This is a genomic window from Alteromonas marina, from assembly GCF_000808575.1.
In the GTDB taxonomy this organism is placed as follows: domain Bacteria; phylum Pseudomonadota; class Gammaproteobacteria; order Enterobacterales; family Alteromonadaceae; genus Alteromonas; species Alteromonas marina_A.
In genome coordinates, this window is record NZ_JWLW01000017.1 from 217,933 (window position 1) to 232,027 (window position 14,095).

A 14,095-nucleotide genomic window follows, 5' to 3' on the forward strand; every position below is an offset into this window, starting at 1 on the left:
CCTGCGGAGCGATTTTCGCGCTTCATAATAATTGTTTGCATTTTAGATGCCATGTCAGCGTTGATAAACGATTGAGCATCCCATTGACTTCAAAAATATAAATTTTTTGTAATAAGAAAGCTATTCACCGAAAGGCGTATTTTGCAGCCAATTTTCTAGGTCTGAACGATTAAGAGGACGACTGATGAAATAACCTTGTGCGATATCACACCCCCACTCTTTCAAGATTTCTAGCGACGCAACATCTTCTACACCCTCTGCAACCACTTTTAAATTGAAGACACTTGCTAAACTAAGCACGGTGTGAACTATTTGTTGATCGTTCTCGTCGCTTGCTAGAGCAAGAATAAAGCTTTTATCTATCTTGATTGTTGTGACTGGTAGATTCTTTAAGTACGCCAATGAAGAATAGCCCGTGCCGAAATCATCTATCGCAAAGTGAAATCCACGGGCTGTTAGCTCATTTAGGTTCTCTATGGCGAGCGATGCGTCGGCAACCAAGTCACTTTCAGTAATTTCAAGTTCCAGCGCCTCAGGGGAAAGCCCCTCTTGCGTAAGCAAAGCAACAAGCTTACGCAGCAATACTTTGTTTTGTATGTCTTGAGTCGAAAGGTTCATTGCCACAGTAAATTCATATCCTTTAGCTCTGAAATAAGCTAAATCGGCAATAGTCTGCTGCATAACCCAAGTCGTGACCTGCTCAATCAATCCTGCTTGCTCAGCAATAGTGATAAACTCATCAGGAGGAACAAAACCAAGTGCACTGTTGTTCCAACGAATTAACGCTTCCATACTACAAACTTTCATAGTCCTTAAATCAACTTTAGGTTGGTAGACCATAGACAGTTCATTCTGCTGACTGGCAAGAGCACGTTTTAACTCTGTTGTAATAGCAAGTCGGCGGTTATATTTATCTTCCAAATCAGTTCGATAGCGAACACACCAACTGTCACTGTGAATGGCTTCATCGGTGACTATATTCATTTTTCTGAAGAGCTCTTCAGAGGATGCAGCATCTTGTGGGCACTCGATAATTGCCATTGCAACTTTTACAGGAATAGCAATTAAGTTGCTTTCAACAGGCTGCTCAAGTATATGCTTTAAAGTTTCCAGTTGGTCATCATTAAGAGATTCCTGCGATATATATAAAATCTCACCGCCAGCAAGGCGCGCAGACGTGCCAGGCCAGCGCTGTAAACGCTCAGCTAACGCTTTTAACGTATTGTCGCCATTTGAATAGCCATACAGGTCATTAATAGTTCGAAACCCAATGACGGTAATAGCCACCACTTGAACAGCCCGCCCTTCTTTGAGCTCGGATTCGAAAAAGCCTTCAACATAGTTGCGGTTAAAAAGCCCCGTTAACACATCGTGTTCTGCTTGATAGCGTATATGCTTCTCACGACTCTTAATACTCGCCTGCATACTATCAACAGCATTAGCAAGCTCGGTAATTTCTTTGAGTTTCGATGGCGCTTCAAGTGTCGCACCATAGGACCCTGAAGCCACCTTATTAACTGCTTTAACTAACTTAGAAACAGGCTCACTCACATTTCGTGCTAGTAACAGAGAAAGCCCCATAGCAACGAGTATTGCTAACAAACAAAAAGCTAATATGGTTAATTGAATGCGAGTAAACGCATTAAACGAAGAGGTTACATCTACAGCTAGCGTAATCGCCATAGGCAAGTCCTGCTCAGAGCCAATACTTACCTGTCGCGCAAAATAGGTCAACTCGTCTTTGAAAGTGACATCTACCCAAGACGGGTCGCGTTCAGATGAAAGTATGAGCTGAGCGTCTCCTTCATCTAAGGTTGCCTTTATAACCTTATTTGAACCTGCTTCTGAAATGATAATTTCAGCATCTACAAGTTGTTTTAACTCGTTTAATAAATCGCTATCGAAATCAACACCAATAAGCATGTAATATCTAAGCGTTGGAATTTCTACCCGAATTAGATTTAGCTGCACCAAGTTGTTGTTAACAACAAAAAAGCCACTATCTTGACCTTTAGCTACAAGTGATAAGCTACTTTCTACGTTTTGGCCAGGCTCAAATAAATCGCTATGGGTTGCAACTACTGTGTGATCTAAACTGACTAACGCAATGATGTTTGTATTTAGGCGTTCTGCGTAGCTTGTAAAAGCGGCTTCTATAGAGGGTATGTTTCCAGTGCCCACAGCGCGTCTAAAGTCGAAAGACCGAGACAGGACTTTTGAAACGCTTCTGATAACGGCTTGCCTGTCGGCAACGACTTTATCAAATACTTTTTCAGCCAAGAGAATGTCGTGATCAATATTTTGAACTACTAGGGTGTTGGCTGAACGCCAGACAGCGCCAATAATCAGAAGTGATGCTATTACAATACCTATCAGTAAGGTTTGAAATAAACTCTGACTTAGTGTTTTTTGCACTCTAGTGCCCCGTGAAGAATAGACTAAATTTTAAGATGCGTAAAACGATGAACTGCTAAAAGAATAGCTGAATAATAAAGATACGAACAGGTATAACACCCTGTAATTTTTGGTTTTTAACGCTTTGTTACAATTATAACAAGGTCAACAATTGTTTTGTTGGTTGCGTCTTCTTGCTTTCAAAAGGTCAAATAGAAAAAAGGCCAGCAACTTTGCTGGCCTTCTCTTTCTTTAATTGGTGCGGAAAGCGGGACTTGAACCCGCACGAGCTATGCTCACCACCCCCTCAAGATGGCGTGTCTACCAATTCCACCACTTCCGCGAAAACTTTTTAGTTTGAACCTTCGCTATCGTCAGACATAGGAACGTCTGTCGCATCGCTTCCAACTACTGGAACATCACCCTGAGCTGCATCTTCAATCACTGGTACGTCTTGATCGGCTGGAAGCTCTACTTGCTCTTCTAACGAAGCAGGAACTTCTAGGTTGTTCCACTCATCCTCTGCGCTTTCGCGGTTAGCTGTTATAGCACCTAAAGAAAGACTGATGAAGAAAAACAAACCTGCGAGGATTGCCGTTGTTCGAGTCATAAAGTTGCCAGAACCAGATGAGCCGAAAACCGTGTTCGAGCCGCCTGAACCAAATGAAGCGCCCATATCTGCACCTTTACCTTGTTGGATCAATACAAATCCAATAAGCAATAGCGCTACAATTAGGTATGCTACTAATAGCACTTCGTAAATCATAAATACCTCGTCAGTTTGCCGCTTGGCAAATTGAAATAAAATCTTCAGCTTTTAAACTGGCTCCGCCAATCAAACCACCATCTACGTCCTTTTGCGCAAATAGGGTTTCAGCATTATCTGGCTTAACACTGCCACCGTACAAAATACGAAGGCCTTGAGCCAATTGTGCGTCTACTTTATTAAAGTAGCCGCGAATAAATTCGTGTACTTCTTGTGCTTGCTCAGGGCTGGCTGTTTTACCAGTACCAATTGCCCAAATCGGCTCGTATGCAATAACAGTCTTACTGAGTTCGTCTACCGACATGGCGCTAACTAGTGCATCTAGTTGCTCGCCAACAAACGATTCAACATCACCTGCTTCTCTCACTTCAAGTGGCTCACCTACACAAATGATGGGTACGACACCTGAAGAAACACATTGCTTTGCCTTTAATGCAACAAGTTCGCTTGACTCGCCTTGATCTTCTCGTCTTTCTGAATGCCCAACAATTGCGTAACCGCAACCTGCTTCTTTAAGCATTTCAACTGACAACTCACCAGTGTGAGCGCCGTTATTAAGATGACTTACGTTTTGAGCACCAATGGCAAACGAATGGGTTTCAAATGCGTGTAAAAGAAGTGAAGGAGCGCAAATTACGATTTCCGAATCAGCTTTTACATTCGCCAGTTTTTGATTAAATTCAGCAACTAATGCTAAATTTCCGTTCATTTTCCAGTTGCCAGCCACGAATGGCTTTCTAAGATTTATACTCACAACGCAGACCTTAGCCCTGTCTTCAAAGCGGGCGTGATATTAACTATTTAATTGAGAAGATACAAGCACAAAAAGCAAAATTTCCTGCTACGCCAACTAATTGGCGAGATTACGAACAGTTTCAGCAATATGCTCTGCCCATTTGTGAGATTGGCTTTCGTCATTCGACTCAACCATCACACGAATTAACGGCTCAGTACCACTTTTACGTAGAAGTACCCTGCCCGTTTTACCTAACGCAGTCTCAGCCTCTTTCTTAGCATTTTGTACATCGCTGTGTGCTAAATAATCCACTTCTTGGTTAGCGTACCTCACGTTAACTAGCGTTTGCGGGTACATTTCAAACCCACTTGCTAAGTCGTGTAAGTCCATGTGCGAACGAAGCATTGCGGCAAGCACTTGAAGCCCGGCTACAATACCGTCACCCGTAGAGCTCATATTAAGATTGAGTACATGACCCGAGTTTTCACCGCCAATTGACCAGCCTTTTTGCTGTAGCAGCTCCATCACATAACGGTCGCCAACATTACTTCTTGCGAAAGGAACACCAAGCTTTGACAACGCATTTTCCAGGCCTAAATTACTCATCAAGGTGCCAACGACACCACCCTGCATTTTGCCGTTCTTAAGCGCGTCGCGGGCAATGATGTAAACAATCTGGTCACCATCAAGCACATTACCAAGATGGTCTACCATCATAATGCGATCGCCATCGCCGTCTAGGGCAAAGCCAAGATCAGCGCCTGTCTCTTTAACCTTTTCAACAATCGCATCCATTGAGGTTGCGCCCACACCGTCGTTAATGTTTAAACCGTTGGGCGCTGTACCAAGTTCGATAACCGTAGCACCTAACTCTCTCAATACATTCGGGGCAATGTGATACGTTGCGCCATGTGCGCAGTCCACAACAATTTTAAGATCTGTCAGCGATAATTCTGATGGGAATGTCCCCTTACAAAACTCAATATAACGACCCGCGGCGTCGTTTATACGCGTAGCCTTACCCAGCTTATCAGATGCCACACATGTCATTGGACGCTCAAGCATATCTTCAATCGCTAACTCGATATCATCATCAAGCTTAAAGCCTTGCGCTGAGAAAAACTTAATGCCGTTATCGTAAAACGGGTTATGTGACGCACTAATCACTATCCCTGCTTCTGAGCGAAATGTTTTGGTGAGATAAGCAATAGCTGGCGTTGGCATGGGGCCTAGTAAACCGATATTGATACCAGCAGCTGATAAACCCGCCTCTAAAGACGACTCTAGCATGTAGCCAGAAATACGCGTGTCTTTACCAATAAGTACTTTGTTCGTCCCTCGTCCGGCAAGGACCTTACCTGCTGCCCACCCGAGTTTTGTAACAAACTCTGGGTTAATATTGCTCTCGCCTACCTTTCCGCGGATACCGTCGGTGCCGAAATATTTGCGCTGCGTCATTATTATTCCTTATTTTACTGAATTCAGCATTTTCACGATATTGACAGCATCAGCTGTTTCTTTCACGTCGTGAACGCGAATTATCTGTGCGCCCATTTGGGCGACAATTGTAGCGAGGCTTATGCTTCCCGCCAAGCGCTCATCCACTTTTCTATTTAGCAAATTGCCGATCATCGACTTGCGAGACATGCCTACTAACACCGGGTAACCCAGCTTCATAAGCGATGGCAAGTGTTTCACCAGCGTATAATTGTGTTCCAGTGACTTTCCGAAACCGTAGCCAGGGTCGAACAAAATCTTATCTTTAGCAATGCCCGCTTCTTCACAAGCATTACTGCGCGCGAGTAGAAACTGACCCACATCATTCACTACATCATCATACTCAGGGCTTTGCTGCATGGTTCTGGGTTGCCCCTGCATATGCATTAAACAAACAGGTACTTGTGCTTCAGCTGCTACTTGCAATGCACCAGGCTCTTGTAAAGCGCGTACATCGTTGATTAGCCCCGCGCCAGCTTTCACCGCTTCCCTCATAACGTCAGCCTTGCTGGTATCAATAGAAATAACACATGAGGTATTTTTAGCTACGGCTTCAATAACGGGTATTGTGCGATCAAGTTCTTCCTGCAGCGATACGTCGGGCGCGCCTGGCCTTGTCGATTCACCACCTATATCAATAAAAGTTGCCCCTTCTTCAATCATGCGAAGCGCATGGTCAAGGGCTTGAGATACATTTGTGTGCTTGCCGCCGTCAGAAAATGAATCAGGCGTAACATTTAAAATGCCCATTACCTGAGGCTGTGACAGATCTATGAAGTACTTACCAAACTGCATGAATTACCTGCATTACCTTTGTTTTGAAATTACCGTATTTCTTAGACAGAAAATATGTTGAGAAATGAAGCTATAAAGCAAACTGATTTTAACCCGCTGGATTAGTAATAAAACGTACCTAAACCCGTAAACTAACATCTAGATTAAAATCAAACTGCTCTAATAAAAAACGCCAGTTTCACTGGCGTTTTTTTAAATGAGTGTGGAAGCTTAGCTTGGAATATCGCCCGGCTTACCTACCGACGGTTTGTCTACGCCGTCATTTTTAATTTCACCCTCGCGAACCGGTGCACCACCACTTGGCTTGTCGCCACCCGATGGCTTGCTGTCATCCCAGTCAGCAGGAGGACGAACGTCAGTGCGGTTCATCAGATCATCAATTTGCTTTGCATCAATGGTTTCGTACTTCATCAGTGCGTCTTTCATTGAATGTAAAATATCGATGTTGTCTTCAAGGATCTTTTGAGCGCGCTCGTAGTTGCGGTCAATCAGTGACTTAATTTCCGCATCAATGGCACGTGCTGTGTCATCAGACATGTTTGTTGCCTTAGACATAGACTTGCCTAGGAACACTTCACCCTCGTCTTCAGCATAAAGCATTGGGCCCATTTTGCTCGACAAGCCCCATTGAGTAACCATCTTACGTGCAATTTCAGTTGCGCGTTCGATGTCGTTAGATGCACCCGTGGTTACTTTGTCGTCACCATAAATGATGGCTTCAGCAATACGCCCACCAAACAAGCTAGAAATCATACTTTCTAAGTGCTGTTTAGAGTGGCTCACTCGGTCTTGCTCTGGTAAGTACATGGTCACACCCAGCGCGCGACCGCGCGGAATGATTGACACTTTGTATACCGGATCGTGCTCTGGCACTAAGCGACCTACGATAGCGTGACCCGCTTCGTGATACGCAGTCATTTCTTTTTCAGGCTCAGACATCACCATAGACTTACGCTCAGAGCCCATCATGATTTTGTCTTTCGCTTTCTCAAACTCTTCCATAGAAACAAGGCGCTTGTTGCCGCGAGCAGCGAACAATGCAGCTTCGTTTACTAGGTTAGCAAGGTCAGCACCTGAGAAACCTGGTGTACCACGAGCAATAACTGACGGTTCTACGTTATCAGCCACTGGTACTTTGCGAATGTGAACCTTAAGAATTTGTTCACGGCCGCGGATGTCAGGAAGACCAACCACTACTTGACGGTCAAAACGACCAGGACGAAGAAGCGCAGGGTCTAGTACGTCAGGACGGTTAGTTGCCGCAATAACGATAATACCTTCATGACCTTCAAAGCCGTCCATTTCAACAAGCATCTGGTTAAGGGTTTGCTCACGTTCGTCGTGACCACCACCTAGACCTGCGCCACGTTGACGGCCCACTGCATCGATTTCATCAATAAAGATGATACAAGGCGCCGCTTTTTTAGCTTGCTCAAACATGTCACGAACACGAGATGCACCTACACCCACGAACATTTCAACGAAATCAGAACCTGAAATAGTAAAGAATGGTACTTTTGCTTCACCCGCGATAGCTTTTGCAAGCAACGTTTTACCTGTACCAGGAGGACCTACCATAAGTACGCCCTTCGGAATTTTACCACCTAGCTTTTGGAACTTAGACGGGTCGCGCAGGAAGTCTACCAATTCAGATACATCTTCTTTCGCTTCGTCACAGCCTGCTACGTCAGCAAATGTTGTCTTAATTTGGTCTTCACCAAGTAGGCGAGCTTTGCTCTTACCGAATGACATAGCGCCACGGCCGCCGCCACCCTGCATTTGACGCATGAAGAAAATCCATACACCAATAAGCAGTAACATGGGGAACCATGAGATGAAAATAGACGTCAGAAGAGACTGCTCTTCTGGTGGTTCACCGTACACTCTTACGTCGTTCTTAACCAAGTCAGATACTAACTTGTCATCGAAGTAAGGTACGAATGTTTGGAAAGTTTCGCCTGAACGCTTAGTACCTCGAATTTCGCCACTATTATTGATGCGAACTTCTCGAATATTTCCCTGTTCTGCTTCTCTCAAAAACGTTGTGTAGTCAGTTTGCGAACGAGACGATTCACTCGGTGAAAAGCTCTGGAAAACCGACATTAAAACAACGGCGATGACTAACCATAAGATTAAATTTTTTGCCATATCGCTCAATGCTACTAACCTCTATAAACCCGAATTGCTTGTATATTCAACAAGTTGTTTATTGAATAAACGACACAACTCGCAACGAAAACCGCTTATCTCAAAGCGTACTACACTTTATACCCACAAGCCACCAAATACACCTCTCGCGAACGTGATCTGGACGAGTCAGGCTTACGCGTCTTTATGGTTGTGAAAGATTGTTTAAGTGCGTTCATGAACTCAACAAACCCCTCACCTTGGAACACCTTTATGACAAACGAACCACCAGGCTTTAACACTTGGTGACACATATCAAGCGCTAGTTCGCAAAGGTACATAGAGCGAGATTGGTCAACCGACGCGTTACCTGCAAGGTTCGGTGCCATATCAGACAACACAATATCTACGGTGTTCCCACCGATTCTGTTCAATAGTGCGTCGAGAACAGCGTCCTCTCGAAAATCACCTTGTAAAAAGTCTACGCCCACAATTGGGTCCATGGGCAAAATATCGCACGCGATAACTTGACCATTGTCGCCAACGAGCTGTGCGGCTAGCTGTGACCAGCCCCCCGGTGCAGCACCAAGGTCTACAAGTGTCATTCCTGGTTTAATAAGCTTATCTTTTTTCTGAATTTCTTCCAGTTTATAGATAGCTCGCGAGCGCCAACCTTCCTTATTTGCTTTTTGCACATAATGGTCGTTAACGTGTTCTTGTAGCCAGCGTTTACTGCTGGCGGAGTGTTTCTTTTTTGTCATTCCAATACAATGTCATTAGGATTGTAGAGAAGATGGCGTTAGAATACGTTATTTCAAGCATAAACTAACAGATTAATTGTAAGAAATATTACTAGATGAAACTTTCAAATAAACAGAAACAATTCCTAAAAGGCCTAGCACACCCGTTAAAACCTGTTGTGCAGCTAGGTGGGAACGGCCTGACAGAAGGTGTGGTTGCGGAAATTGACAACGCGCTTGGTCACCATGAATTAATTAAAGTTAAGGTGCCAACTGATGATCGCGAAGAAAAAGCGCTTATCATGGACGCCATTGTTCGAGAAACCAACTCAGTTAAGCTACAGGTAATCGGTCACACACTAATTATCTACCGCCAAAGCGAAGACTGTAAAATTCAGTTGCCAAAATAGCTAATAAATAACTGAATAAAAGGTGCCGATCCCCCTCGGCACCATAGTTTTTCTTCTTACTTCTCGTTAACATCACGTTAATAATAGTGAAAACTCGGGTTTTAAGGGAAAAATATGACGCTAAATAATCTTACTGCCATTGTCACTGGCGGTTGTTCTGGACTTGGTCACGCCACTGCCATCGCACTTCGAGATGCAGGCGCTAACGTCAGCCTTTTCGACTTAAATGAAGAGCTTGGCGTACAGCGCGTAGCAGAGTTAGGCAACAACAATACACTTTTCACCAAAGTCGATGTGCGCGATGAAGCTTCTGTTCAAGCGGCTATAGACGCGACAACCGAGAGGTTTGGGGCCATTTCTTTAGTGGTTAACTGTGCAGGCATCGCTCCCGCCAAACGTTTACTTGATAAAGAAGGTAACCCTGCCCCGCTTGGCGATTTTCAGAAAACTATCGACATCAACTTAGTAGGAAGCTTTAATGTTTCTCGCTTAGTTGCAGCAACGATGGCAAAACAATCGCCAATTAACGAGGAAGGCGAACGCGGTCTTATCGTGAACACTGCTTCAGTTGCTGGCTATGAGGGTCAAATAGGGCAAACCGCTTATGCCGCGAGTAAAGGTGGCATTATTGGTCTTACTCTACCAATGGCACGAGATTTAGCGCCGCTAGGCATTCGTGTTAATACCGTAGCGCCCGGTGTAATGGGCACGCCCATGCTGCTTGCTATGCCAGAAAAGGTGCAAGACGCCCTTTCTGCTAACGTTCAATTTCCTAAGCGCCTTGGGCTACCAGAAGAATTTGCTAATCTGGTTATCCATATGGCGAACAATAGCTACCTAAATGGTGAAACAATCCGCTTAGACGGCGGGCTGCGCATGCCGCCTAAGTAGTGATTAAGTACATTAATGCTTTAATCAAAAAAACGCTTTTCTGAAGTGACCCCCATTAGTTGGACATTCCAATTATTGGGGGTCATTTTATGTCAAAACACAATAGAGCGTTTAAAATAAAGCTCGCTCAGCTATTCGCCATCGCTACCATTAACAATGAGCGCAATATTGTATAGACGGTTTACGGCATGGTAATTAATTGAATTTTTAGGGTAACGACCTTTACTACTTATTTTACCCGCTTCCTGTTCCATCAAAATAGATAGCGCATCATCAACGGTCTCTACAGTGTAAATATGGAACAGCCCTTTTTTCACTGCGTCGATAACGGTGGCGTCTAATACCAAATTAATCGCATTCGATTTAGGAATAATCACGCCCTGCGTACCGGTAAGGCCGCGGTGTTGACACAAGTCGAAAAAGCCTTCTATTTTTTCGTTAACTCCGCCAACGGCCTGCACTTCACCGTACTGGTTTATGGACCCCGTAATGGCCAAGGTCTGCAAGCAAGGAATTTCAGTCAACGCAGAGATAAGCGCAACCAGTTCACCAAGGGATGCACTATCGCCGTCTATATGACCGTAAGACTGTTCCAATGCGATGTTTGCAGAAAGCGTTAGCGGGAAATGCTGAGCGTATTTATTACCTAAATACCCATTAAGCAACATAACGCCTTTTGAGTGAATAGGCTGTCCAAGCTCTACCTCACGCTCAATATCAACTACACCACTTGCGCCAGCAAATACAGTAGACGTAATGCGTGCAGGCGTACCAAATGCAGTGTCACCAATATCCAATACCGTTAACCCGTTTACTTTGCCTACCGCTTTTCCTTCAGTGGCAATAAGCACGTGCCCTTCTTTAATATCGTTTAATAGTGTTTGACTGACGCGGCCGGTGCGACGTTTCTTGGCACTTAATGCTGTTTTTAAATGATCAAGTTCTAGCGTGTCGGCATTAGATTTCTGACAGAAATAATAGGCTTCATTAACTAGCTCGATAACTTCAGCGAAGTGCGCAGATAGCTTTTCTTTGTGTTCAGCCATTCTTAACGAGTATTCAACTAGCCTGCACATCGCGTTAGCGGTAATGCCTTTAAGTCCTAACTGAACAAGGTGCGCACGTACTTTGCCCACGAAATCAAAAAGCGCCTGTCTGGTGACGGGAATTTCCAAATCAAAATCCACTAACACTCTAAACAGTTCATCAAACTCGTCATCGTAATCTTGCAGCGTGTAGTATAAATCGCGCGAGCCTAACAGAACGATTTTCACATTTAAGTCGATGGGCTGTGGATTGAGCGTAATGTTGTTCACCATACCCACATCTTGCTGGGGTAAGTCCATGCGCAAGCGCTGTGACTTGATGGCAAGCTTAAGGGTATCCCACACGAAAGGCTGTTCAATAAGTTGGTCGACATCCAACAACAAATAACCGCCATTTGCACGATGGAGCGCACCAGGCTGAATCATGCGATAGTTGGTAAACACGCTGCCGTGAATGTTGGTGTACTCTATTTTGCCAAACAAATTTTGATAAGTAGGGTTCGGCTCATAAATAACAGGGGCAGCGTCATCGAGTTTATTCGACACCAAAACGTTAGGAAGAAATTGCTCTTCTAAAAATATCTTCTTATCAAAGTCATCACTCTTCTCTTCTTTCTGCTCTTCACTGTGAATGACTAAGATGGCGTTGACCAATGCAGTTTTAAGCTGTTTGAGGTATTTCATTACCCCTAGCTCAGACGCGTATTTGTGCTCAAGCACTTTTAGCAGCGGTTTTATCCCCTGCTCTGCGGTCTTTTTGTCAAGCTCACGCAGACGCTCAGAGTTTTCGCGTTTCCACGTAGGCAGGCTTAACAGGCTCTCACTCAATCTGTTTTCTAGTTCGTCAATAAGAGTATAAAAACCTTCCCGTTGTGCGTCAGTTAATGACGCAAACTCTGTGTCACTTATTGGCTTGCCGTTAACGATAGGTGAAAACGTAATAGAGCCACCCTCTTCGTACAGCGCAACATCATTCGCTTGTGCGTAACGCTCTACCGCATCGATAGCTGCATCGTACTTTTGCTCGAACTCTCTGGAAATTGACGCGCGACGGCGCTGATATCCCGGGTTATCAAAGGCAATGGGCAGTGAGTCTAAGACATCGTCAATAAGCGCAGCCATGTCCTTGTGGAATGCTTTTCCACCACCGGGAGGAAATTTTAGCGCAACAGGCTCGCGCTCTTCGTCAAAATTGTTGATATAACAACAATCATCAGGCGCTGGTAGCTGTGCAACTTGGCGTTCAATGTAATCCTTCACTAGAGTGAAGCGCCCCGTAGCAGGCTCACCCATCACGTAAAGATTGTAGCCTTTGGTGTTAATACCTAACCCAAAAGTAAGTGCTTCACGCGCACGCTCTTGCCCAATGAAGGTCGCATTTAGCGCTTCATCATCTTTTAAGGCACTGTTTATCGCTCGGCGATTTATGGTAGGTGAAAGCGCGTCTACATCTAACGCATATAATTTACTGTCTACAGACATGTCTGGTCTATCTTTGTTTCTTTACTTAAGTGAAACCCTAATTAACATTAGTGTCAAACGCTTATCTTGAATAAGGCAGCTTTGCATCGCTAATTGCACAACAAACAACCACCTTCATGATTTTAGAAAGGAATTGGCAAGGACTACGAGCTTTTTGTGGCCTTCATTAGAACGGATACCTTGCGACATAGGGTGTAGCGTTTAATTAAAGCCGAAACGGCGTTAAGTACGAAAGAACTTACTTCAATTTAACCGCTGCATTTATTTCTGCCACATAATTTGGATCAGAGCATTAAAATCACTGCGTTAAGAGAAGCCCGCCAAGGTCAGAGTCGTAAGGACAATCTGGTCAAGACAAAGCTCTGAAGAATCCTGTAACAGTAAGGCATTAAAGTAGGTAGCAACGCAAGCTGCTTTCAATTACCTTAGAAAACACAAAAACCGAAATTCGTTTTGGCGACGAGACCAGGTTTCGCGCGCAATAACCAATGAATAAAGACAGGGTAATAACAATGACAAAAAAATTGAAAACTCGCTCATCCCTTCTGCTCACCACTTCTTTCCTTGCAACCGTTCTGAGTGCGGCATTTCCTTCAATAAGTATGGCTGACGTTAACTACGCAGATAACTCAGGGTTTTCTATCACCAATGAGAGTGAAAGCTATGCGCCAGTTGAAGTCGTGTACTCTCATTTTATTCAACATGTGGATATGTGGTGGCCGAAAGACCACACATGGTGGAAAGGTGCTTTGCGCATAGATGAGCAGGCTGGTGGCTGTTTCTGTGAAACGACAGACACGGCGAGTGCAGCGCATATGCAGGTAAGCTATGTTGAACCGAACAAAAAAGTGGTGATGACAGGTGGCTTAGGCCCGCTTCAGGAAATGGGTGTCACGGGTGCATTGACATGGGTGTTCAGCACAATAGATTCGAGCACATCATCGGATGCAAACAAACAAGACGGCCGCATACCGAAAACTAAAGTCACCCTTACCTACCACGCCTCAGGCAATATTCATTTTAATGGCCAAAAAGCATCTAACGAAGACGCCGCCAATTTAGTTCGAGTAGTAGACAAAGTGCAGGCGCAACAACTAAATGCGCTAACCGCGTTTAGTGACAATAATTAGATGTGACACCGGGGCCTGTTTATCGACAAGATAAGATAGCGCCAAGAGAAAGTAAGATGAGCAAATGGGGCGAGTTCTTGT

11 protein-coding genes and 1 tRNA gene are annotated in these 14,095 nt (G+C 44.4%); 3 read left to right on the forward strand and 9 right to left on the reverse strand.

Annotation, left to right across the window (positions count from 1 at the left end):
- Positions 1–120: 120 nt before the first annotated feature.
- The 8 genes from RJ41_RS11115 to rlmE form a co-directional block, all read right to left on the reverse strand.
- Positions 121–2,415, reverse strand: a complete 2,295-nt coding sequence (locus tag RJ41_RS11115; protein ID WP_039220568.1) for a GGDEF domain-containing phosphodiesterase — start codon at positions 2,413–2,415, stop codon at positions 121–123.
- A gap of 236 nt (positions 2,416–2,651) precedes the next feature.
- A tRNA-Leu gene (locus tag RJ41_RS11120) sits at positions 2,652–2,737 on the reverse strand.
- Positions 2,738–2,746: 9 nt separating this feature from the next.
- On the reverse strand, positions 2,747–3,160 hold the full coding sequence (gene secG / locus RJ41_RS11125; RefSeq protein ID WP_039220570.1) for a preprotein translocase subunit SecG: 414 nt from the start codon (positions 3,158–3,160) through the stop codon (positions 2,747–2,749).
- Between the two features lie 10 nt (positions 3,161–3,170).
- Positions 3,171–3,914 (reverse strand): triose-phosphate isomerase, encoded by a 744-nt coding sequence (gene tpiA, locus RJ41_RS11130; protein ID WP_039220571.1) that lies wholly within the window; start codon positions 3,912–3,914, stop codon positions 3,171–3,173.
- Positions 3,915–4,010: 96 nt separating this feature from the next.
- Entirely contained in the window at positions 4,011–5,354 is a 1,344-nt protein-coding gene (gene glmM / locus RJ41_RS11135) for a phosphoglucosamine mutase (RefSeq protein WP_039220574.1), read from the reverse strand.
- A 9-nt stretch (positions 5,355–5,363) separates the two neighbouring features.
- Positions 5,364–6,188, reverse strand: a complete 825-nt coding sequence (gene folP, locus RJ41_RS11140; protein WP_039220578.1) for a dihydropteroate synthase — start codon at positions 6,186–6,188, stop codon at positions 5,364–5,366.
- A 210-nt stretch (positions 6,189–6,398) separates the two neighbouring features.
- A complete protein-coding gene (ftsH, locus tag RJ41_RS11145; RefSeq protein ID WP_014949365.1) occupies positions 6,399–8,345 on the reverse strand; it encodes an ATP-dependent zinc metalloprotease FtsH in 1,947 nt (648 codons plus the stop codon).
- Positions 8,346–8,446: 101 nt separating this feature from the next.
- Positions 8,447–9,076 carry a 23S rRNA (uridine(2552)-2'-O)-methyltransferase RlmE gene (rlmE, locus tag RJ41_RS11150; protein ID WP_014949364.1) on the reverse strand — a complete coding sequence of 210 codons (630 nt, stop codon included), beginning with the start codon at positions 9,074–9,076 and terminating at the stop codon, positions 8,447–8,449.
- 95 nt (positions 9,077–9,171) lie between these two features.
- Between rlmE and yhbY the strand changes: the two genes are divergently transcribed.
- Positions 9,172–9,465: a ribosome assembly RNA-binding protein YhbY gene (gene yhbY / locus RJ41_RS11155; RefSeq protein WP_039220582.1), complete on the forward strand. Its 294-nt coding sequence runs from the start codon at positions 9,172–9,174 to the stop codon at positions 9,463–9,465.
- A 114-nt stretch (positions 9,466–9,579) separates the two neighbouring features.
- Positions 9,580–10,356 carry a 3-hydroxyacyl-CoA dehydrogenase gene (locus tag RJ41_RS11160; RefSeq protein WP_039220585.1) on the forward strand — a complete coding sequence of 259 codons (777 nt, stop codon included), beginning with the start codon at positions 9,580–9,582 and terminating at the stop codon, positions 10,354–10,356.
- Between the two features lie 131 nt (positions 10,357–10,487).
- Here RJ41_RS11160 and RJ41_RS11165 read toward each other — a convergent pair whose 3' ends face one another.
- The gene (locus RJ41_RS11165; protein ID WP_039220587.1) at positions 10,488–12,884 is read right to left on the reverse strand and encodes a Lon protease family protein; all 2,397 of its coding nucleotides are present in this window, start codon (positions 12,882–12,884) and stop codon (positions 10,488–10,490) included.
- A 512-nt stretch (positions 12,885–13,396) separates the two neighbouring features.
- On the opposite strand from RJ41_RS11165, the gene RJ41_RS11170 reads away from it, so the two are divergent.
- A complete protein-coding gene (locus RJ41_RS11170; RefSeq protein ID WP_039220590.1) occupies positions 13,397–14,014 on the forward strand; it encodes a hypothetical protein in 618 nt (205 codons plus the stop codon).
- The last annotated feature ends 81 nt before the right edge of the window (positions 14,015–14,095 follow it).

What these genes read in the sequence shown, in the direction of transcription:
- secG (WP_039220570.1), bottom strand. Translation starts at nt 3,160, where the DNA reads ATGATTTACGAAGTGCTATTAGTAGCATACCTAATTGTAGCGCTATTG.
- glmM (WP_039220574.1), bottom strand. Translation starts at nt 5,354, where the DNA reads ATGACGCAGCGCAAATATTTCGGCACCGACGGTATCCGCGGAAAGGTA.
- folP (WP_039220578.1), bottom strand. Translation starts at nt 6,188, where the DNA reads ATGCAGTTTGGTAAGTACTTCATAGATCTGTCACAGCCTCAGGTAATG.
- rlmE (WP_014949364.1), bottom strand. Translation starts at nt 9,076, where the DNA reads ATGACAAAAAAGAAACACTCCGCCAGCAGTAAACGCTGGCTACAAGAA.
- yhbY (WP_039220582.1), top strand. Translation starts at nt 9,172, where the DNA reads ATGAAACTTTCAAATAAACAGAAACAATTCCTAAAAGGCCTAGCACAC.
- RJ41_RS11160 (WP_039220585.1), top strand. Translation starts at nt 9,580, where the DNA reads ATGACGCTAAATAATCTTACTGCCATTGTCACTGGCGGTTGTTCTGGA.
- RJ41_RS11165 (WP_039220587.1), bottom strand. Translation starts at nt 12,884, where the DNA reads ATGTCTGTAGACAGTAAATTATATGCGTTAGATGTAGACGCGCTTTCA.
- RJ41_RS11170 (WP_039220590.1), top strand. Translation starts at nt 13,397, where the DNA reads ATGACAAAAAAATTGAAAACTCGCTCATCCCTTCTGCTCACCACTTCT.